Consider the following 19,503-nt stretch of genomic DNA (forward strand, 5'->3'; position numbering starts at 1 on the left):
AAAAAGGACATGAAACATGAAATCTAAAAGCGGGATAGACGGTATTTCAAAATGCATGGCAGTACTGATTTTCTCTACGTGCGTGATTACTGCATGTAGTAGCGGTGATGGTGGGGATGACGAAAATGTAATGCAGCTTTCCCTTACTTCCACCTCTGACGTTCCGTTGGGGCAGAGTCCAAATATATCAGCCAGTCAGTATGTTAAAAACGGACTTTATATAATAAACGTTCAACAAAGGAGCTCCACGAGTGGAGACGGCGCTGATTCACCGGCTGCAGCACCTGAATTTTCGACAACAACAACACAAATTGAAGGTGTGGACGAAGCTGATCGTATTGAGTATGACGGTGAGTATTTATATGTTGCAAACTTACCAACGTGGGATTCACAACCGGGAACGGAAAATCGAGTACGGATACTAAAGCGTCAGGACGACTTTTCCCTTGATGTCGTCGCAAACATTCCCCTAGAGTCTGAGCATGAAATGACGGGTATGTACCTTCACGATGAACGTCTAGGCGTTATTACCCGTAAATTTGGTTACTATCCACTGGTAGACGCCGTTGCTATTACAAGCCCATGGAACAGCCCTGACAACGATACGAAGATTCAGTTTATTGACGTTGCCACACCAGAGACCCCCGCCATCCCTTATAAACTCAAAATTGATGGGCGACTGATTAGCTCAAGGCGTGTAGGAAACGACTTATATTTAGCTATGCAATATGTGCCAACGGCTGACAATTTGCCAGCCGTTGGTGATAGCAACAGCAGTCGCGAGGCGTACTATCGACGCCTTCTAGAGTTGGACAACAGCTTATTAGTTCCAAATATCACCATTAATGAACAATCGTCACCGCTTTATCATTTAGATGACTGCCTAGTACCTGAAAATGCGAGTAGCAAGAATGGGCACGTGCAGATGCTTAGCGTGGTAAAGATTAATATGTCATCTCCGTCTACCTATTCGGCGTTATGCACTATTGTTGAAGCCGAGGGCTTGTTCATGACCCACAATAATATGTATTTACACGCAACACAGGGAAATGACACTGTCATTCACAAAGTATCTTTAGAGAATGGTATTGAATATCAAGCGACGGGAAAGGTACGAGGTTCATTCGGTTGGAATAGCTCTCCACAGCTGAAGATGTCTGAACGCGATGGCTATTTTATGGCGGTAACAACGGAAGGCCTTCTTGCTGATAACCCTGAACACTTTCTACATGTTCTAACGCAGCAAGGGCGAAAGCTTGAGGAAGTGGCTTCGCTACCAAACGACAACGAGCCGTCACCAATAGGAAAGCCGGGAGAAGATGTTTATGCGGTGCGTTTTTTTGAAGACAAAGCGTATGTTGTTACCTTTGAGCAAGTCGACCCACTTTACGTCATCGACCTTTCCGATGCAGAAGCACCTTTTATTAGCGGGGAGCTTACTATACCTGGTTTTTCGAGTTACCTGCATCCCATGGAGAATGGGCTGCTTTTAGGGATAGGTCAGCAAGTGATTGGGGCTAATATTCCAGAGGCTGGTGAGCAGCCAATGACCACACCTGTGGAGGATGGAATGAAGGTTAGTTTATTTGACGTATTAGACCCTGAGACCCCCATTTTACTGAATGAATATGTATGGTCTGATACCTATACAGGAGCTGAGTATGATTATAGGGCGTTATCTGTGTTAAAGACGCAGACGGGGTACCGGTTCGCACTGCCTTCTGAATCATGGATAAGTGACGAAGGCACTTTCTCTTTGCACTATGCTTTACAAATGCTTGAAGTAGATAGTGAAGACAGAACACTGTCGCTGGTAGGAAGCATTGATCATCAGCAAGGCAATGAAAACTACTACGGCAGTTACGATGACCGAAGTGTTTTACATAACGACCATGTTTACTACCTTAGAGGAAATAAGGTCTATCATGCTCTATGGCAGCAAGAGCCCCCAATCGACGGGCCGTACTGAAATAGCGCAAGTGGTTTAACTAAAGCGTTTGCTACACTTCAAAGTCGATACGCTTGATAATTCCCTCCCAACCGGGAGGGATTTTTCCTTGAAGTACATAAGAATAGGCGAGTAACTCGGCAATCACATAATACAGCGACTCAGGGATATCTTGCCCCACATCAAGGGTAGCAAGGACTTCGCTTAAGTAAGGGTCTTCGTGAATTAATATCCCGGTTTCTTCAGCCATGGCTATAATGGCTTCCGCCAAATCTCCGTAGCCTTTTGCTACCACTTTAGGTGCGTTTTTCTTATCGCCACCGTCATATTTTAGTCCGATGGCGCGTTTTGTCTTTTGCGAATCAGTCATAAACGCTTTACCTAAACCCTAGTTTCAAAGATTTGATGAGGACGCGAATTTAATGTGTTCGGAATGTGGCCTCGCTGGTAGCTGGTGTTTTCAACAACCAGGCCGAGCGAAGTAAGACGTTTTTGCAAATAGGGTAGGGTATCGCCAATGCGCCTAAGTACTTCATCGTTGGATGCATATAAGTCTAACGTAATGGTGCTTTTATCAATTTTTGATTTTGCCAACACTTGTCCGCTGTCACCAATATCCAGTTTCATCGTGATATTCCAAAGAGAACGCTGCCCTGCTTGTGCGTGCTTATTGTTTTGGCCACTCTGCTCTCGTTTTATCAAGAGTTCTGGTGGACTTTGATGTTGTGAAAGTGATGGCAATACATAATAGAAACTATCTTGCCCTTGAATACGGCTATCTACATTAGCAATTTTGTTTTGCTGGTGGCTACTTAGCAGAGTTTTAAGTTGAGAAAGCAGCTGTTGTCGGCCGTCTAGCTGGTTCATGTCTTGGCTAACGCGACTTGGTTGAGTCGTTACCCCCATATTCGCTAACGTTTTTGAAACGATAGAGTCAGGCGCATCTATTTGCGTTTTTAAGCCAGGCTGACGCTGCATGGCACGCCCCGCTAGTGCTAATTGAACTAAGGCGACCAGCCCTTGAACGAAGCTGGAAGCGTTTACGGGTGAGGATAAGTTTATTGGTGTGGTAACCAGCGCCTGTGAGGATATAAGCTGCTGCAAGCGTTGCGACAATCCTTGCTCGTTCATATCGGGCGTTAGTTTTTTCGCGCCGTTTTTTAAATCGCCGACAGCGCCTACGTTCTCGCCAGCTACACTTTCGTTTGATTTTGAACCCGCTATAGTGACGTGACTATCTGAAACCACTGGTGGTATCTCTGCGCCTTTACTTTGTGTAGCCGCAAGTTGAGCAGCGATGTTGCTCAGTAAGCTATTTGATAAGCCTTTTGCCTGTGAGCTTAACGCTTGTGCGATAGAGGCAAGTGATACAAGAGAAGATTTACTCCCACCGTCTTTTCCTTGCATGCCATAATTCTCTGCTGAAGCGGTTTCTTTCCCTTCCGTCAATATAGCTTTTGCTGTTGCTAGCAGTTGTTCGCTGGAAGGCTTAGGCGGTCCGATAAACTCTCCATTAGATATTTTGACTTGCGAAGGTTTCGCGTTGAGTGCATCAAGACCTTTTAGGTGCTGCAAAATTTTATCGAAATGCTGGGCTCCATGTACTTGAGGAGCGCCGCTGCCGGGCGGTAACTTTCCATTCTCAACAATAGCTACAAGCTGGCTTAATGCTTGGCTGGTACTGCCTGTTTGGCTCAGTAATACCCGAGAAAGTGTACTAATCGCGTTGTGTACGTCCGTTCCTTTAAGCGATGTGGGAGCCGCTGCTTTTAGGTTTGTAATGGATGAAGAGGCTTCGAGCGAGCTATTTCCCGTGACGGCATTGAGCCCTTTCGCCGTTACTTTTGATAATTGTGTAAGGTTAAGTTTATTTACCTGCTCCAGATTCAAAGTTGGAGCCGAAAGGGAAGGGGCCTTGCTCTGCGGTAAACTTATTTGTAATAACGCGCTTTGTTGAGCAGTGCGAATTGAGAGTTTGCTACCCGTTAAGGTTAACGCAGAAAGCACTTTTAACGCGCTGGTGTCTGCACCTGAACTTTGTAACAGCGCGCTTAGGCGAGGCGGGTTGCTCAAGTTATGCTCAACAGCAACGCCGCCTTGCTTAAGAGCGCTGGAAATTAGCTGTTGCTGTAAGTTGGTACTTACATTTTTATGGGTTATAGCGGCGAAATTATTGTGGTTGGCTCTTGGGGCAGCGCTTCCATTGGAAAAACCTTGAGAGATTTGCAGAGCGATTCCACCGTTGCGAGCTCGGCTTAGTCCTATAACGACCTGCTGGCCGACCAGCTTTTGAAGCGCTGCTTTCGCCGTGCTATCCAGCTTTTCAGTGTTTATGTCTGTAAGGGGAACATCCTCGTTTTTAGCCGTGGTGAGAATGAGTTGCCCAAAGTTTTCGCTCTTTGTAGAAATAGCAAGCTGACCCTTAAGCGTAACGGCGGCGTTATTTGCAGCAAGCGCTTGTGCCACAGCTTTCAGTAATACAGCTTTATCGGGCGCTGACAATGACGCGCCTTGTTGAGACAAACTTGTAGAAAGGAGTATTGCAGACTGAGCGCTTAACTGACTTTGAGAAGCATTTTGAACACTTTTCGTTTCTGGGTTTGAGACCTGGTCTGAAGTTTGGGGCAGAAGAGCAATTTGCGCATTATGAATAGCGTGTTTGGAGAGTTTAGCGCTAACTTCTGCGGGTAAGACAACGTGCAATACTTGGGCGACCGACGGCGCTAAATTTGACGATGCATTACTCGATGTCATCGTTATCGATAGCACTCGTTCAGGCAAGCGTTCAACTATCACTTTCGCCGCATTGTCTAAAACGGTAGCTTGCGAAAGCGCAGCGTTGGCAATCACAGGCGTTGCTCCTCGACTCGATCCTTGAGTAGCGGCATCTGTAGACGATAAAGCGGCCGAGACAGGCGACGTCGGGCCAGTTGTTTGATTTAGAGCGGCTGCCAATAGAGATGATAGTGGTGTTGTCATAGTTGAGATATCGGCAATGTCGCGCTTTTCCTTACTTATTTAAGTATAGCAAAGCTCTGTTTGGCAGTTTCGTTATTGACCAGTTGATAAGATCAAGCAAAAGAATTCATCCTTAAGGCGGAGGGATAACACTTACTCACGACGGATGGCTCTTAGGAAAAATACCTTTGTCATTGAAGTAAATCATATTTAATTGGAATTCGCGACTGCGAAAAAGCGTTCATGTGGTAGACTAGCGCCATTTTTTAGAACCTCTTTTTAAGGTTGGAGTAGCCAGGTAGTGTTAGAGGCGCGCGAATTAACCTGCAGCAAACGAGACAGAACCCTTTTTGAAGGGCTTTCACTGGTTGTCGAACCCGGTGAGTTGCTGTATTTACGCGGTCCTAACGGTGCAGGGAAAACCAGCTTGTTGCGCATTTTAACAGGGCTGAGTTCACCTGATTCAGGTGCAGTATTGTACAACGGCATGGACATTTCAGAGGACAAGACAGGTTACTACCAAGACCTTTTTTATCTTGGCCATAAAAGCGGAACTAACGGCAGTCTCTCTGCCCTAGATAATCTATCGTTCTGGCTAGCTCAACATAATGTATCGGTGCCTGTTAACACGCTTTTTGATGTATTAGAGAAAGTGGGATTAGTTGGACTTGAAGATGTGCCTGTTAGGTATTTATCGGCCGGTCAACAGCGTCGTGTGGCGCTATCAAGATTATGGCTTAAGCCAGCAAAGGTATGGATATTAGATGAACCGTTTACTGCGCTTGATGTAAAAGGGGTTCACTTACTTGAAACAAGTATGAAAGAGCACGTAAGTCGCGGCGGTCTCATCATTACTACTTCGCATCAACCACTGTCAGAAACTGCTGGGGAACACCGTGTATTCGATTTGGAGTACCGCTTTTAATGTCACTTTATCAAGGTATTTTTAAACGCGATATGCACATTGCGTTCAAGCAAAAAGCGGAATTGGTGCAGCCACTGATGTTTTTACTAATGGTGGTGACCTTATTTCCTTTAGGTGTAAGCCCGTCTCCCGACACCCTTCAGCGCATTGGACCAGGGGTAATATGGATTGCGGCAATTTTGTCATCGCTCATGGCGATGGAAAGGCTTTTTCGCGATGACTTTCAAGACGGGGCGCTAGAGCAGTACATGTTATCTGGTATGCCATTACCAGCGGTGAGTGCGGTAAAAGTGGCTGCCCATTGGCTGGTTAGCTTTGTACCATTATTGCTGTTGTCTCCGCTACTAGCCATGTTTTTGAATTTAACGGTCGATATGTATATCGCCCTTGTCTTAACCTTGTTATTGGGCACGCCATTACTTTCCTTAATTGGTGCCATCGCAGTAGGGCTTACCGTTGGATTGCAAAAAGGCGGAGTGCTTTTGGCACTGCTACTTATCCCTGTCTTTATTCCGTTACTGATATTTGCCACGTCGGCTGTGGATTCTGCCGCACTGCAATTACCTTATCATGCGCAACTTGCTATTATTGCCGCCATGCTTTTATTGGCTGCGGCATTGGCACCGTTTGCCATCGCATATTCTTTAAAAGTGAGTCAAAACTAATGTGGAAGTGGTTACATCCCTACGCAAAAACAGAGCGAGCCTATCAGCTTTGTTTAACTTTACAGCCTTGGTTTTGGGTTGGCGCTCTAGCGTGTTTAAGCGTAGGCACCGTGTGGGGGCTGGCCTTTGCGCCTCAAGATTATCAGCAGGGCGATTCATTTAGAATCATCTATATCCATGTACCTAGCGCCATTTTGTCTATGGGCACCTATGTTGCCATGGCGATTGCGGCCTTGGTGGGTATGGTTTGGCAGTGGCGCACCGCTTATATGAGCATGATTGCTATGGCGCCTATCGGCGCAGTAATGACGTTTATTGCTCTGTTCACCGGCGCCGCTTGGGGCAAGCCAATGTGGGGCGCTTGGTGGGTGTGGGATGCACGCCTAACTTCAGAGCTTATTCTGCTTTTCTTGTACATGGGCGTGATTGCGCTTTACGGTGCTTTTGAAGATAAACAGCAGGCGGGTAAAGCCGCAGGCGTAATGGCGCTTGTAGGCGTAGTAAATATCCCCATTATTCACTACTCGGTAGAGTGGTGGAATACGTTGCATCAAGGGGCGACTATCAGTAAATTCGACAACCCTTCAATTGCCCCTGAAATGCTGTGGCCGTTGTTAATTAACCTGCTGGGCTTCGCTTTTTTTATTGGAGCTGTTACCACTGTACGATTACGTAATGAGATTGTGCTTAGAGAAATGCACCGACCTTGGGTACAAGCGCTAGCAATGAATAAAGCATTAAATCAACAACCTGGTGATGCGGCTACTGCTAGTTTAAAAGAGGGCAGTTAAGATGCAGTTTGAATCCTTTGCCGATTTTTTAAATATGGGAGGCTATGCATTTTATGTATGGCTTTCGTTTGGTGTTACGTTCTTAGCAATGGGCATTATCGCTATTCAGAGTTTTAGTAAACATCGCGACCTGTTAAAGCAGGTAGTGGTGGAAAAAGAACGCAAAGCGCGTATTAAAAAAGCACGACAGCAACAGCAAGTAAACACCTAGTGTTAATGTGAAAAGTGAACTTAGCATTCATTTGCGTTTTTATTGTTTATTAGTTTTTTCGAAGTGAGAGTTGCATGAACCCGAGACGAAAGCAGCGACTAGCCGTAGTGGGAATTATCGGTTTTTTAATAGTAAGTGCAATTGGATTGATGCTTTACGCCCTAAACGACAGTATTGACCTTTTCTATACGCCAAGCGAAATCATTGAAGGTAAAAACGGCCAGAAACCGCAGGTTGGCCAGCGTCTTCGTATAGGCGGTATGGTGGTACCTGGCAGTGTGAAAAGGGATCAAGAAAGCTTAGCGGTGAGCTTTGACCTTATCGATACTGGCCCAACGGTTACCGTGACTTATACCGGTATCCTGCCTGATTTGTTCCGCGAAGGTCAGGGCATTGTGGCAACAGGAGTACTCACTGGTGCAAGCAGCATTAAAGCGCAGGAAGTGCTGGCTAAGCACGATGAAGAATACATGCCGCCTGAGCTAGCTGAAAAAATGAAGGGCATTAAGCACGTTAAACCTGAAAACATGCCATCCTACGAGTCGACTACCGGCAGCGGAGGCAATTAAATAATGGTACCAGAGATTGGAAATATTGCGCTCACTCTTGCGCTAGTGCTCTCTATATTATTGGCCGTTTATCCGCTATGGGGCGCTCACCGTCAGCACGAAGCGCTAATGGCAACGGCCAAACCGCTGGCGATAGGCTTATTTACCTTCACGCTTATTGCCTATGTATGCTTAACCTATGCCTTTGTAACCGACGACTTTAGTGTGGCCTATGTTGCCCAGCACTCAAATAGTCGACTTCCTATCTATTATAAAATTACCGCAGTGTGGGGCGGCCACGAAGGCTCATTTCTGCTGTGGGTGCTGATGCTTTCCATATGGACAGTAGCAGTGGCGATATTCAGCAAGGGTATTCCTCTTGCTATGGTTGCAAGGGTGCTGTCGGTATTGGGAATGGTGGGCATCGGTTTTTACTTATTCATGCTGCTTACCTCAAACCCGTTTAACAGCATGCTGCCATTTTTCCCGGTCGATGGGCGAGATCTTAATCCGCTGCTGCAAGATTTTGGCATGATCATTCACCCGCCTATGCTTTACATGGGTTATGTTGGCTTTTCTGTCGCGTTTGCTTTTGCAATTTCAGCACTAATTTCAGGGCAGCTAGACTCAACCTGGGCACGCTGGTCAAGGCCTTGGGTCATTTCTGCCTGGGCTTTTCTTACCGTGGGTATTGCGCTAGGTAGCTGGTGGGCGTATTACGAACTTGGCTGGGGTGGTTGGTGGTTCTGGGATCCAGTCGAGAACGCCTCTTTCATGCCTTGGTTGGTCGGTACTGCGCTAATGCACTCGCTAGCCGTAACCGAAAAGCGAAAGGCGTTTAAGTCGTGGACCGTACTGCTGGCTATTGCCGCATTTAGTTTGAGTTTACTTGGCACCTTCTTAGTACGTTCTGGAGTGATTGTTTCGGTACACTCGTTTGCAAGCGATCCTACCCGAGGCTTATTTATACTGGGAATATTGATTGTTCTTAGTGGCTTTGGCTTGCTGCTTTACGCTATGCGTGCTGCTTCACTTAAAAGCCCTGGCCGCTATCAAGCGTTTTCCCGTGAAGTGTTGTTAATGGGTAACAATGTATTTTTGTGCGCAGCAACACTGGTTGTATTGTTGGGTACACTACTGCCTCTTGTACATAAAGAGTTAGGTCTAGGCAGTATTTCGGTAGGCGCTCCGTTCTTCAATCAAATGTTCACGTTATTGATTGTGCCATTCGTACTAATGCTAGGTCTTGGCCCGCTTACGCGCTGGAAACAGCAAAAAGCCAGTGAATTACAAAAACAGCTATTAATCGCTGGCGGTATTGCGCTAAGTGCAGGTGTGTTAGTGAACTTTGCCTATGATGAACCAACCTATATGGGCGTTTTAGGCATGGTGTTAGTGTTTTGGATCTTAGTCACTACAGTGCAAGAGGTGATGCAGCGTCTATCGGCAATGCCATCAAGTAACAGTGACAATGCATCGGTGCTAGCTAAACTTCGCAAGCTTACTCCAAGCCACTGGGGAATGGTGCTGGGCCATGTGGGTTTTGCTATCTGCATTATCGGTATTACCCTTGTTTCAAACTACGAAATGGAGCGGGATGTTCGCATGGACATCGGCGATACCGTTTCTCTTGGCGGTTATGACTTTAGCTTTAGAGATGTCGTCAAAGTTCAAGGTCCGAACTTTGAGGCGGACAAAGGCGTATTCGACGTTTATCAAGACGGTGAATTGATCGCGCATCTAGAGCCAGAAAAGCGTTTGTATATCGTACAGCGTATGCCGATGACTGAAGCCGCTATTCACTCAAATCCTATAAGAGATTTATTTATCGCTATGGGCGAGCCTTTAGACAATGGCGCATGGGCCATCCGTATTTATATTAAGCCATTTGTAATCTGGCTATGGGCGGGCGCAGTGGTTATGGCTATAGGCGGTATCTTCTCTATTAGCGACAAACGTTACCGTATGGCTAAAGTAAAAAAGATAAAACGTGTATTTGGTGGGAAAGGTGAAAGCGACGCTGAGCAATCTCATGGTCAAGTATCCACTCCATCAAATACGTCAGTGAAAGGAGGCGCATAATGAAAAAAGCACCACTCGTTGCTATTCCGTTAGTGTTATTTTCTTTGCTGGTCATTTTTCTGTTTAAAGGGCTTTTTTCTGACCCCAGAGAGTTAGATTCTCAGGTTCAGGATAAGACGTTACCTGCATTCTCACTGCCAGACCTGATGAAACCAGAGGTGACCTATACACCTGAAGATTTAAAAGGCAAGGTAACCATATTAAATGTATGGGGTGTATGGTGCGTGACCTGCGCTGTTGAGATGCCGTACCTTACTCAGCTAAAGAACGAACAAAACGTCCACATTGTAGGATTGTATTTTGATCAGGACTTAGACCCAGACTTTGGCACAAAAACACTGAGCCGCGTTCAGCAAGAAGTTACCGACATGCTCAGCCGTTACGGTAACCCTTACGCGTATAATATTTTTGATGTCTATCGCGATACGTCGCTCGACCTTGGCGTAACAGGAGCGCCAGAACACTTTGTTATCGACGCTGAAGGCATTATCCGTATGCACCACATAGGCGATATTAACGAGCGTGTTTGGAACTCCAAAGTTGGCCCGCTATATAACAAGTTGGTGGCAGAAGCATCTGGCAAAACAGGCAATGGCAAAAAGGTAGATGTAGATGCAGTTATGGCCTCAGAGCCTACATTGTCGAACACGCTTAACGAAAAGAATAATCAGAGCTCCGCAAGTGCACAGGGAGGGAAATGATTATGTTGTTGACGACCTCTATCCACAGATTCGCAAACGCTAGAGCCATTGCGCTTAACGTTTTCGCACTGCTGTTTGTGTTTAGCGCTTTTTCAGTAAGTGCGGCTGAAGATAAGTTTTCTTTCGACACGCCAGCTCAGCGTGAAAGCTTTTTAAAGCTTACCGCAGAATTACGTTGCCCTATGTGTCAAAACCAGAATATTGCTGATAGCGATGCCATGATTGCTCACGACATGCGCCGAAAAGTGTACGCGTTACTAAAGCAAGGCAAAACAGAGCAAGAAGTGATTGATTTTATGAAGTCACGCTATGGCGATTTTGTACATTATCAACCGCCGGTTACGGCTGCGACCTTGTGGCTTTGGGCTGGCCCTGTTTTGTTTATTTTTATTGCCCTAATTGTGGTGATTCGCCGCAAATCGGTAGCACCACCAGAAGATATGGCAGCTAAGTTAGCTAAAGCAGATGAATTGTTGGAGCGAGAGAAAGAATGAGTTGGTCTGAGTTTTATATCATTGTTTCAGGCTTAATTACGCTTGTTCTACTAATTGTCGCTTTCCCATGGCTGCGTAATAAAAATCACGCAAAACAAGACAGTTTAAGCAATACGCAAATTGTTAAGCAGCGCCTTGCCGAACTTGATCGTGAAGTGCAAGAAGGGCTCATTAGTGAGCATGACAAACGACAAGCAGTTGACGAACTAAAACTAGCGCTGGTAGATGAAAGCGCATTTCAATCTCATAAAACGGGTAATGCAAAACTTCCGCTCGCGATTGGCGCCGTGCTTTCGATAGCCTGCGGAGTGATTGTATATGCGCAGGTAAACCAAATGGGTCGTGTTACCCAGGCAAGCCAAGCCATTGAAGCGTTGCCCGAATTGAGTCAACAGCTTGCCAGCGGTAATGCGAACAACCTGACCCAACAAGACATTGCTAGCCTTGCTCTTGCTATACGCCAGCGTTTGAGAGAAGAGCCCGGAGACGACACAGGATGGATGTATTTTGGCAGATTGATGCTGAGTATTGGCCAAGAAGTACAGGCCATTGAAGCTATTGATAAAGCGGTGAGTTTGGCGCCATCTAACTCTGCTAATCGCATTACGCTTGCTCAAGCTTTGATGACCACAGGGGATGTAAACAACCTGGAACGAGCGCAATCTATCTTAATAGGCTTGCTTAACGACAATCCAGCGAATGATAACCTTGCGCTGATGATGGCGGTGGTCTCTGCTCAACTTGGCGACCTTGAAAATACCCAGCGTTTTTATAAGCAAGTTGAAGGTAAGTTACCAGCAGATAGCGACATGGCGCAACGTTTAGTGGCGCGTATAAAAGAGCTACAAGGGGATACCAGTGAAATGGCAGCGCTACAAAATACAGCTGCTGAAATTACTGATACATCAATAGCGCAAAATGCCAGTAGCGAAGCTCAAAGTGATAGCAGCGAAGCACAAACCGGCTTTAGTATTACGGTGAATTTATCTGACGATGCTTACATGAAAGCGCCTAAAGATGGTTTCTTGATAGTGTTCGCTCAAGATGCGAACTCTGACAACAAAATGCCTGCTGCTGTGGTTAAACTGCCCATAGATGACTTCCCCGTATCCGTTACTCTAACCACAGAGAACGCAATGATGCCACAATTCACGCTGGCAACACTTTCTGATGTGGTGGTTACCGCAAGACTATCTAAAGATGGTAATGTGGCAGTTTCAAAAGGCGAATGGCAAGGCAGTGTGAGCGCAAGCGTTACTGCCAACGAAACATCTTCACTAAGCGTTATTATTGATAAGGAATTATAAGTATGGAACTGTCTAAATCACTCGCAACCGGGTTGATTATTGCTGCAAGTCTTTTAGGTGGCTGTGCGAGTAACCATACGCAAGATCAGGCTCAAGCGTATTCTCAAGACACTGGGTCGAACCAGGCTGTAGTGGATACTTCAGACCCCCGTGACCCGTTCGAGCCAGTTAACCGTGAAATCTGGGATTTTAACTGGGATGTGTTGGATGCCTACATCTTACGCCCAATAACCGTTACCTACGTGACTGTGATGCCTCAGCCTGCGCGAACTGGTTTGGTGAACATCACGGACAACCTACAAGAGCCTGCGAACTTTTTGAATAATATGTTTCAAGGCAAGGTTGATGATGGCTTAGATAGCTTGGCTCGTTTTTTGATTAACACCACAGTAGGGTTAGTTGGCACGTTTGATGTCGCGTCAAAAATTGGCATTGAGCGTAAACGCGAGCAGTTTGGTGAAACTCTAGCTGTATGGGGATTAGATACTGGGCCTTTCTTAATGCTGCCGTTTTTAGGCCCAAGCGATCCGCGAAGCTTCACCGGTGATTATGTTGACGGTTTTGCGTTTCCAATGTCGTTACTCGAAGGGTCTGTAAACTTAGCGCGTATTGGCATTTCGGTACTTGAAACACGAGCTCAATTACTTGATCAAGAGGCGCAGCTTGAGCAGTCTGTTGATGACTATGCTTTTGTGAAAAATGCTTACTTTGAAAACTTGGAGTTTCGCGTTACCGACGGCAAAAGCGGCGATAAAGCCATTGATGATGAGCAGCTAGATGACTTTGCTGATTTTGAAGCAATGCTGGAAGGCAATGACTTTGATAGCTATGAAGAAACGTCGGAAGAAGGTGTTGATGAGTCGACAGATTCAGAAGATTCGTCAGTTGATGACAGTGAGAAAGCTGAGCTAAAAGAAAAAGACGCCAAGTCGAAAGACGGCAAATAGAGAAAGAGTAATAATTAAAACGATGTTGGATAAAGCTCGGGGGCAGGGTTTAGTTATTGTTATCTAACCTCAACTTCAACGTCACTCTAGCTATAAATGCCCGCACAAAAAAAGCCATGCTCAACAGCATGGCTTTTTAGTTCTAGGTATGTGAACAAGCCTATTGGCAGCGTTCAAACGACAAGCTAATCCTTTGGATAGCCCATCGGGTTTTGTGACTGCCAGTTCCATGTGTCGGCACACATGTCTTCCAAGCCTTTTTCTGCATGCCAGTTAAGCTCTGTAGCAGCTTTTGTTGGGTCGGCATAACAGGCTGCCACATCGCCGCTTCTACGCGGTGCAATCTTATAAGATACGGTTTTTCCCGAGCCTTTTTCGAAAGCTTTGATCATTTCGATGACTGAATAGCCCTGACCTGTACCCAGATTGTATTTGTCTAAGCCCATGTTAAGGTTTAAACGATCAAGTGCTTTCAAGTGACCATTGGCAAGGTCAACAACATGGATATAGTCGCGAACGCCTGTGCCATCAACGGTATCGTAGTCGTCACCGAACACGCTTAGCTGCTCTAGCTTACCGGTAGCAACCTGAGAGATATAGGGCATTAAGTTGTTCGGAATACCGTTCGGATCTTCACCGATCTGGCCAGATTCGTGTGCGCCAACTGGATTGAAGTAGCGAAGCAATACAATGTTCCACTCGTTGTCCGATACGTAAAGATCGCTAAGCATATGCTCAACCATAAGCTTCGACATACCGTAAGGGTTTGTCGGGTGGCCTGTAGCCATATCTTCACGTAGCGGCAGTGAAGCAGGATCGCCGTAAACCGTAGCAGAAGAACTAAAGACAATGTTCTTTACGTTGTGCTTTTGCATGGCTTTACATAACGTTAGTGTGCCATAAACATTATTTTCATAGTAAGAAAGCGGCTTTTGCACAGACTCGCCAACGGCTTTTAAGCCCGCAAAGTGAATAACGGCATAAATGTTATGCTCGCTGAATATGTCATCTAACACGGCGGTATCGCGAATGTCACCTTGAACAAAAGTAACCGACTTGCCTGTTAATGCTTCTACGCGACGAAGTGATTCAGCACTTGCGTTTGCTAGGTTATCCAATACTACAACACCGTAATTTTGTTCAAGTAACTGTAAAACTGTGTGACTACCTATATAGCCCGCACCACCAGTGACTAAGATGGTCTTCATGCATTCTCCTTGCTAGACGGTTGCGCAATGTATTTAGCGCAGATGGAATATTGAATAGGTTTTACAACCAATGGATAAATTAAAAATACCACAAAAGCCCACAGTAACGAGGTCCAATTTGACGCGGTTTGAAGAATAAATGCGAATACGGGGACAATGACGAGTAACTTTAGCACATTCAGTAAAGTCTTCTCAGGGACAGATAGCCGCTTTGCGGCCTGATCAAGCAACTTAACGCGCTCTGTCAGTGGAAGACCTTTTAAGGCAGGAATGTCTCTGGTAGAAAAATAAAACTTCATAGGTTTATGCAAATGCCCTTAATAAAAAACCGCCGGAACGTTACGTTGCGGCGGTTATTGTAGGGTAATTGGTCAGCACTTAAAACATGCTAACAATAAATTACGCTTTTTGTTCAATACCTGCTTTTTCCCAGAAACGAGATTTAAAGCTCATTAAACCAATCACGATGGCAATGGCGATGCTAAATAGGGCAATCTGAAGATACAGGTCTGGCATTTGCTCTACGTTTTCTGGGTCGAAGTTACCTGAAAGTAAGCCAGCAATGATGTTACCAATAGAGTAAGTCAGTACGAATACCCCCATCATTTGCCCTGCGAAACGCTTAGGCGATAGCTTACTTACTGCACTTAGTGCAACTGGGCTTAGGCACAGCTCACCAACAGTGTGTAAGAAGTAAGTGGTAACAAGCCACATAGGCGCAACTTTAAGGCCTTGTGCAGCATATTGAGACGCCATAAACATTACCAAGAAGCCCGACGCCATAATAACGATACCAATGGCACATTTAATTGTGTACGACGGGTCGATCATTCGTTTCGCAAGGTTAATCCAAAGAGCAGCGAAGAAAGGCGACAAAATAATGATAAATAGCGAGTTTGAAAGCTGAAACCATACCGTTGGGATAGCGTCCATCCCAAACCAAGAGGTAAGTAGCGAGCCGCTTTCAAGTACGCGGTCGGTGTAGTTCTGAGCGAATAAGTTGAGTGAAGAGCCAGCCTGTTCGAAACCAGACCAGAAACACGCTGAAGCAACACACACTAAGAACAACGCCCACATACGCTTCTTCTCGTTGTCGCTTAGCTGACCTTTGAAATAAATAAAACCAAAGTAAGCGAAGAAAATAATGGTAAATACAACGGCAACTTGTTGAGCAAGAGCTACAGGCTCAATAACGATAGTGCCCATGTGCGCAAGCACAATTACCAGAACAGCAAGTGCAATCACTGCCCATACGCCCATCCATGCGCGCTGTTTAGCCGCACCTTGATATGGATTTGCAGGAGCAACAGAATCAGCCGATAACGAACGGTTGCTGAAGTAATATTGAATTAGGCCGATTGCCATACCGATGGCAGCTGCACCAAATGCATAGTGCCAGCCCCAGTTTTCCTGTAAATAACCGGTAACTAGGTAGGCGATGAGTGAACCGATGTTAATGCCCATGTAATACAGCGCATAACCACTGTCACGACGGCCGTCGTCGTCGCCATATTGCTGGCCAACCATCGCAGAAATATTAGGTTTTAGTAAGCCAGTACCTGAAGCAACAAGGATAAGGCCGACGAAGAAAAGGTTTTGCAAGTCTATGGCAAGTACCACGTGGCCCGCGAAGATGATAATACCGCCATACCATACGGCGTTTTTACCACCAATTAAGCGGTCTGCTAACCACCCGCCCGGTAAGCCTAGAAAATATACCGCACCTGTGTATAGGCCGTAGATTGCGCCAGCGGTTGCAACGGTAAAGCCCAAACCCTGCGTTTGTAAGCTCGCGGTCATGAAAAGAACAAGTAGCGCGCGCATACCGTAGTAACTCATGCGCTCCCACATTTCTGTAAAGAATAGCGTTCTTAGGCCCCCTGGATGGCCGAAAAAGCTAGTATCGTTAGATGGTTTCATAATTATATTTTAATTCCATATTGCTTATGGTTGTTATTGTAGAGCACTTATAGGATAGGCTCTTTGATAGTCGTCCGTAAGGCGGATAGCTTCTTATACTAGAGCTTGCTTAAAGACACAAGATTTGGGCGACAAACTTCATCAAAGCGGTGTCAATCGGCTAAGTCTTGTACGACTTAGCCGATTGAATAATGATTTGCTAAAGAGATGGAAGCACTAAAGCTCGCGGATAGTAGCTACTATAATTCGCACTATTCCATAGATAAGCAACAACGAAACACCAAACAGTACAAGGTTATAAATTACGGTGGGGTAAGCATTGTCATCTGGAAGGGTAGGCGATTCTACTGTTACCAAATGTTGTAGTTTTTGATATGCCTCGACTCGCGCATTTTCTAAAGTAATCAGCGATGAAGAGTACGCTTGAATGGCCAATTGAAGCTGAACCTGAAGGTTACTGTATTGCGCCATAAGCTCACTTACAGACAGTGCCTCACTTTCTCCTTCAGCAGTACTAATTCGCTCCTTCTGCTTTTCTACTTCTTTTTGTAGTGCAGCTATTTCACGCTTAATGTTTATCACTTCTGGTGCGACGTTAGACATCATGGTCGACATTGTGCTTAGTTCAGCTTTTTTCTGGGCAAGGGTCGCTTCCAATGAAAAAGCGATTTGCTGAAACGCTGCACCTTCAGCAGTAGGGTCGAGCACGTTGTATTTGGATTGGAAGCCTAAAATTTCAGTCTTTGCTTGTTGTAGCTTTTGTTCAACAATCTCGTGTTCACCCTTAGCAAACGTAAGCTTTGATTTAGCCAAGTTGTTATTGATGTTATTAATAAACTCTTCCGCTTTATCAACAATAGCTTGGTTAATTATTTGCGCATATTCAGCGTCGAAAGCGCGGGTTCGCAAACTAATTACAGAAGATGCCGAGTCCACGCTAACTTCAATATGGTTCAGATAAAACTGATAAAAGTCCTCTTGCTTGTGTGACGATGACAGGCCACTAAACAAATCGGCTTTGTCTGACATGTAATGATCTCGAAGGCCAATAGTCTCATCGAGATACTTAATCATATCTGCAGACTGAATATACGCTTCTACAAGCTGACTTTCCGTGCCGCCGGATGCACCAGAAACACCAGCTGCCATCAAGAGAGATGAGGGGTCGAAGCTACTGCCGCCGTCACTTGATTTTACAATAAGTTGGCTTTTACTTTCGTATTGAGGTGCAGCCCATAAAACAAGATATAGGGCGTACAGCACCCATGGAAGAACAAGCAACAGCATTTTGTGTTTGCTGAGAAGGGCATTGAGCTGTGTAAGAGATTTTTCCACTGTGATTTGAACCTATTTTAGTGATTTCTTATTGTCTGCATCCTGCGTATAAACGTCGATGCCTTCTTCGAGATCGTGATAATAAGTAAGTTTGCCTTCATCTATGATAACGGCAGACGTACAGAACTCGCGGATTTGGTCAAGTTCATGGCTTACCATAATAACGCCCGCTTGTTCACTTTTTTCTTTTAACGATAAACGCGCTTTTTTTCTAAAAAGCGGATCGCCCACAGATGTCGCTTCATCGATAAGGTAAATATCAAAATTAATATTCATGCAGCACGCAAACACGAGTTTGGCGCGCATACCAGATGAATAAGTTTTTACAGGAAGGTCGAAACGTGTGCCGAGTTCGGCAAACTCTTGCACTTTTTCTTCGTATTCTGCGAGCGACTTAACATTATTAATTCTTCCCACAAAGCGTGTATTTTCACGCCCAGTCATTTGAGCATGAACTCCTGTTTGTAGCGCAACTGGCCAGGACATGGATTTATTCGTTAAAACTCTGCCTCTGTCAGGGTATTCACTTTTGGCCAGCATACGAAATAGAGTGGACTTACCTGCCCCATTTTTACCTAAAATTGCGACATTATTTTCCGTAGGAAAATCAAAATTCAAATTTTTGAAGATATATTGAGGGCCCATTTTACTGGGGTAACTCTTAGTTAAATTCTCAATCTTGATCATCGCGACAACACCTTCTTCCATGTGATGTGATACATCGACAAGCTTAAAAAAAGAAAAACGACTGTCACTTCAACGACAAAACTGAAAGAAACACCTTTAGTGCCGTAAGATTCGAAACAAGCGTAGCGTGCCAGTTCGATGAAGTGAACTAACGGATTCCATGTTAAAAATGGCCACAACTCTTCAGGTATGTCCTGCAAACTAAAAAATACACACGAAATAAACATGAGTGGACGTGTTGCAATTGACTTAATTTTATCAACTTCGGGAATGAAAGCTGAGGCGATAGCAAAAATTAGCCCAATTGAAATTGAAAACACCCAGAGAAGCAAAAATAAAGTTAATAAAAGTAAAGGGTCATAGATAACGAAAGTCTGGCCCATCAGGAACAGAGAGAGCGTTAATAACAGAACTACAACGACCTTGATTGAAAACTCAAGAAAACCAGCGGTCAATACGGATGTTATCGGTTGGACTTGACGGAAAGCATATAGGGGTTTGTTCCGCTTTATAGATGTTGACACAGATTGTAGACATGTAGTGAGCGATTGAAGACCTACCATACCAATCATCATGAATATAAACAGTGGTATGGTGTGAATCTCGTTACCACTCACAAGTCCTCTCATAGCGGACAGTGCAAAAATAAACGCAAAAGGCTCTAAAAATGCCCAGCCTAAGCCAAATTTATCGTTAAATTTACTTTGAAGTTCGCGCAGGAAAAGCGCGAATATCACGCCTCTCCATGCGTAGAGCTGATCTTTAAACGTTACCAT

Annotated in this window: 19 protein-coding genes; 11 read left to right on the forward strand and 8 right to left on the reverse strand. The window is 45.2% G+C overall.

The window, feature by feature from the left end:
* Positions 1-16: 16 nt before the first annotated feature.
* Positions 17-1,969, forward strand: coding sequence for a beta-propeller domain-containing protein (locus tag AWH61_RS01875; RefSeq protein ID WP_075176081.1), 1,953 nt, complete (start codon positions 17-19; stop codon positions 1,967-1,969).
* 31 nt (positions 1,970-2,000) lie between these two features.
* Here AWH61_RS01875 and AWH61_RS01880 read toward each other — a convergent pair whose 3' ends face one another.
* Together AWH61_RS01880 and AWH61_RS01885 are read right to left on the reverse strand one after the other, a co-directional pair.
* Positions 2,001-2,318: an EscU/YscU/HrcU family type III secretion system export apparatus switch protein gene (locus tag AWH61_RS01880; RefSeq protein WP_014948509.1), complete on the reverse strand. Its 318-nt coding sequence runs from the start codon at positions 2,316-2,318 to the stop codon at positions 2,001-2,003.
* 11 nt (positions 2,319-2,329) lie between these two features.
* On the reverse strand, positions 2,330-4,927 hold the full coding sequence (locus AWH61_RS01885) for a flagellar hook-length control protein FliK (RefSeq protein ID WP_170870490.1): 2,598 nt from the start codon (positions 4,925-4,927) through the stop codon (positions 2,330-2,332).
* Between the two features lie 280 nt (positions 4,928-5,207).
* On the opposite strand from AWH61_RS01885, the gene ccmA reads away from it, so the two are divergent.
* The 10 genes from ccmA to AWH61_RS01935 all read left to right on the forward strand — a co-directional run bounded on the left by ccmA (position 5,208) and on the right by AWH61_RS01935 (position 13,577).
* Positions 5,208-5,831: a cytochrome c biogenesis heme-transporting ATPase CcmA gene (gene ccmA, locus AWH61_RS01890; protein WP_075176082.1), complete on the forward strand. Its 624-nt coding sequence runs from the start codon at positions 5,208-5,210 to the stop codon at positions 5,829-5,831.
* Positions 5,831-6,496 carry a heme exporter protein CcmB gene (gene ccmB, locus AWH61_RS01895; protein ID WP_075176083.1) on the forward strand — a complete coding sequence of 222 codons (666 nt, stop codon included), beginning with the start codon at positions 5,831-5,833 and terminating at the stop codon, positions 6,494-6,496. The genes ccmA and ccmB overlap by 1 nt, the downstream gene beginning before the upstream one ends.
* On the forward strand, positions 6,496-7,287 hold the full coding sequence (locus tag AWH61_RS01900; protein WP_014948513.1) for a heme ABC transporter permease: 792 nt from the start codon (positions 6,496-6,498) through the stop codon (positions 7,285-7,287). Before ccmB ends, AWH61_RS01900 begins: the two co-directional genes overlap by 1 nt.
* A 1-nt stretch (position 7,288) precedes the next feature.
* Positions 7,289-7,498: a heme exporter protein CcmD gene (ccmD, locus tag AWH61_RS01905; RefSeq protein ID WP_014948514.1), complete on the forward strand. Its 210-nt coding sequence runs from the start codon at positions 7,289-7,291 to the stop codon at positions 7,496-7,498.
* Between the two features lie 74 nt (positions 7,499-7,572).
* The gene (gene ccmE, locus AWH61_RS01910; RefSeq protein ID WP_075176084.1) at positions 7,573-8,067 is read left to right on the forward strand and encodes a cytochrome c maturation protein CcmE; all 495 of its coding nucleotides are present in this window, start codon (positions 7,573-7,575) and stop codon (positions 8,065-8,067) included.
* Between the two features lie 3 nt (positions 8,068-8,070).
* Positions 8,071-10,128, forward strand: a complete 2,058-nt coding sequence (locus AWH61_RS01915) for a heme lyase CcmF/NrfE family subunit (RefSeq protein ID WP_075176085.1) — start codon at positions 8,071-8,073, stop codon at positions 10,126-10,128.
* The gene (locus AWH61_RS01920; RefSeq protein ID WP_075176086.1) at positions 10,128-10,829 is read left to right on the forward strand and encodes a redoxin family protein; all 702 of its coding nucleotides are present in this window, start codon (positions 10,128-10,130) and stop codon (positions 10,827-10,829) included. The genes AWH61_RS01915 and AWH61_RS01920 overlap by 1 nt, the downstream gene beginning before the upstream one ends.
* Positions 10,826-11,323, forward strand: a complete 498-nt coding sequence (locus AWH61_RS01925; protein ID WP_075176087.1) for a cytochrome c-type biogenesis protein — start codon at positions 10,826-10,828, stop codon at positions 11,321-11,323. The genes AWH61_RS01920 and AWH61_RS01925 overlap by 4 nt, the downstream gene beginning before the upstream one ends.
* On the forward strand, positions 11,320-12,630 hold the full coding sequence (ccmI, locus tag AWH61_RS01930; protein ID WP_075176088.1) for a c-type cytochrome biogenesis protein CcmI: 1,311 nt from the start codon (positions 11,320-11,322) through the stop codon (positions 12,628-12,630). The genes AWH61_RS01925 and ccmI overlap by 4 nt, the downstream gene beginning before the upstream one ends.
* A gap of 2 nt (positions 12,631-12,632) precedes the next feature.
* Positions 12,633-13,577 (forward strand): MlaA family lipoprotein, encoded by a 945-nt coding sequence (locus AWH61_RS01935; RefSeq protein WP_075176089.1) that lies wholly within the window; start codon positions 12,633-12,635, stop codon positions 13,575-13,577.
* Positions 13,578-13,762: 185 nt separating this feature from the next.
* Here the strand turns inward: AWH61_RS01935 and galE are convergent, their stop codons facing one another.
* The 6 genes from galE to AWH61_RS01965 all read right to left on the reverse strand — a co-directional run bounded on the left by galE (position 13,763) and on the right by AWH61_RS01965 (position 19,503).
* Entirely contained in the window at positions 13,763-14,785 is a 1,023-nt protein-coding gene (gene galE / locus AWH61_RS01940; protein ID WP_014978530.1) for a UDP-glucose 4-epimerase GalE, read from the reverse strand.
* Positions 14,782-15,084, reverse strand: a complete 303-nt coding sequence (locus AWH61_RS01945) for a DUF6170 family protein (protein WP_014975838.1) — start codon at positions 15,082-15,084, stop codon at positions 14,782-14,784. The genes galE and AWH61_RS01945 overlap by 4 nt, the downstream gene beginning before the upstream one ends.
* A 100-nt stretch (positions 15,085-15,184) precedes the next feature.
* Positions 15,185-16,705, reverse strand: coding sequence for a peptide MFS transporter (locus AWH61_RS01950; protein ID WP_075176090.1), 1,521 nt, complete (start codon positions 16,703-16,705; stop codon positions 15,185-15,187).
* 216 nt (positions 16,706-16,921) lie between these two features.
* A complete protein-coding gene (locus tag AWH61_RS01955) occupies positions 16,922-18,040 on the reverse strand; it encodes a KpsE/RkpR family capsule polysaccharide export protein (protein WP_075176091.1) in 1,119 nt (372 codons plus the stop codon).
* 12 nt (positions 18,041-18,052) lie between these two features.
* Positions 18,053-18,727, reverse strand: coding sequence for an ABC transporter ATP-binding protein (locus AWH61_RS01960; RefSeq protein ID WP_075176092.1), 675 nt, complete (start codon positions 18,725-18,727; stop codon positions 18,053-18,055).
* On the reverse strand, positions 18,724-19,503 hold the full coding sequence (locus AWH61_RS01965; RefSeq protein WP_075176093.1) for an ABC transporter permease: 780 nt from the start codon (positions 19,501-19,503) through the stop codon (positions 18,724-18,726). The genes AWH61_RS01960 and AWH61_RS01965 overlap by 4 nt, the downstream gene beginning before the upstream one ends.

Origin of the sequence: Alteromonas sp. W12 (assembly GCF_001924945.1) — a bacterium.
Lineage (GTDB): Bacteria > Pseudomonadota > Gammaproteobacteria > Enterobacterales > Alteromonadaceae > Alteromonas > Alteromonas macleodii.

Bases quoted from the DNA above. Each gene is read 5' to 3' on its own strand.
- AWH61_RS01875 (WP_075176081.1), top strand. From the start codon at position 17: ATGAAATCTAAAAGCGGGATAGACGGTATTTCAAAATGCATGGCAGTA.
- AWH61_RS01965 (WP_075176093.1), bottom strand. From the start codon at position 19,503: ATGGTAACGTTTAAAGATCAGCTCTACGCATGGAGAGGCGTGATATTC.
- AWH61_RS01920 (WP_075176086.1), top strand. From the start codon at position 10,128: ATGAAAAAAGCACCACTCGTTGCTATTCCGTTAGTGTTATTTTCTTTG.
- AWH61_RS01915 (WP_075176085.1), top strand. From the start codon at position 8,071: ATGGTACCAGAGATTGGAAATATTGCGCTCACTCTTGCGCTAGTGCTC.
- AWH61_RS01925 (WP_075176087.1), top strand. From the start codon at position 10,826: ATGATTATGTTGTTGACGACCTCTATCCACAGATTCGCAAACGCTAGA.
- ccmD (WP_014948514.1), top strand. From the start codon at position 7,289: ATGCAGTTTGAATCCTTTGCCGATTTTTTAAATATGGGAGGCTATGCA.
- AWH61_RS01885 (WP_170870490.1), bottom strand. From the start codon at position 4,927: ATGACAACACCACTATCATCTCTATTGGCAGCCGCTCTAAATCAAACA.
- ccmI (WP_075176088.1), top strand. From the start codon at position 11,320: ATGAGTTGGTCTGAGTTTTATATCATTGTTTCAGGCTTAATTACGCTT.
- galE (WP_014978530.1), bottom strand. From the start codon at position 14,785: ATGAAGACCATCTTAGTCACTGGTGGTGCGGGCTATATAGGTAGTCAC.
- ccmB (WP_075176083.1), top strand. From the start codon at position 5,831: ATGTCACTTTATCAAGGTATTTTTAAACGCGATATGCACATTGCGTTC.
- AWH61_RS01900 (WP_014948513.1), top strand. From the start codon at position 6,496: ATGTGGAAGTGGTTACATCCCTACGCAAAAACAGAGCGAGCCTATCAG.
- AWH61_RS01945 (WP_014975838.1), bottom strand. From the start codon at position 15,084: ATGAAGTTTTATTTTTCTACCAGAGACATTCCTGCCTTAAAAGGTCTT.
- AWH61_RS01960 (WP_075176092.1), bottom strand. From the start codon at position 18,727: ATGATCAAGATTGAGAATTTAACTAAGAGTTACCCCAGTAAAATGGGC.
- AWH61_RS01935 (WP_075176089.1), top strand. From the start codon at position 12,633: ATGGAACTGTCTAAATCACTCGCAACCGGGTTGATTATTGCTGCAAGT.
- ccmE (WP_075176084.1), top strand. From the start codon at position 7,573: ATGAACCCGAGACGAAAGCAGCGACTAGCCGTAGTGGGAATTATCGGT.
- AWH61_RS01880 (WP_014948509.1), bottom strand. From the start codon at position 2,318: ATGACTGATTCGCAAAAGACAAAACGCGCCATCGGACTAAAATATGAC.
- AWH61_RS01950 (WP_075176090.1), bottom strand. From the start codon at position 16,705: ATGAAACCATCTAACGATACTAGCTTTTTCGGCCATCCAGGGGGCCTA.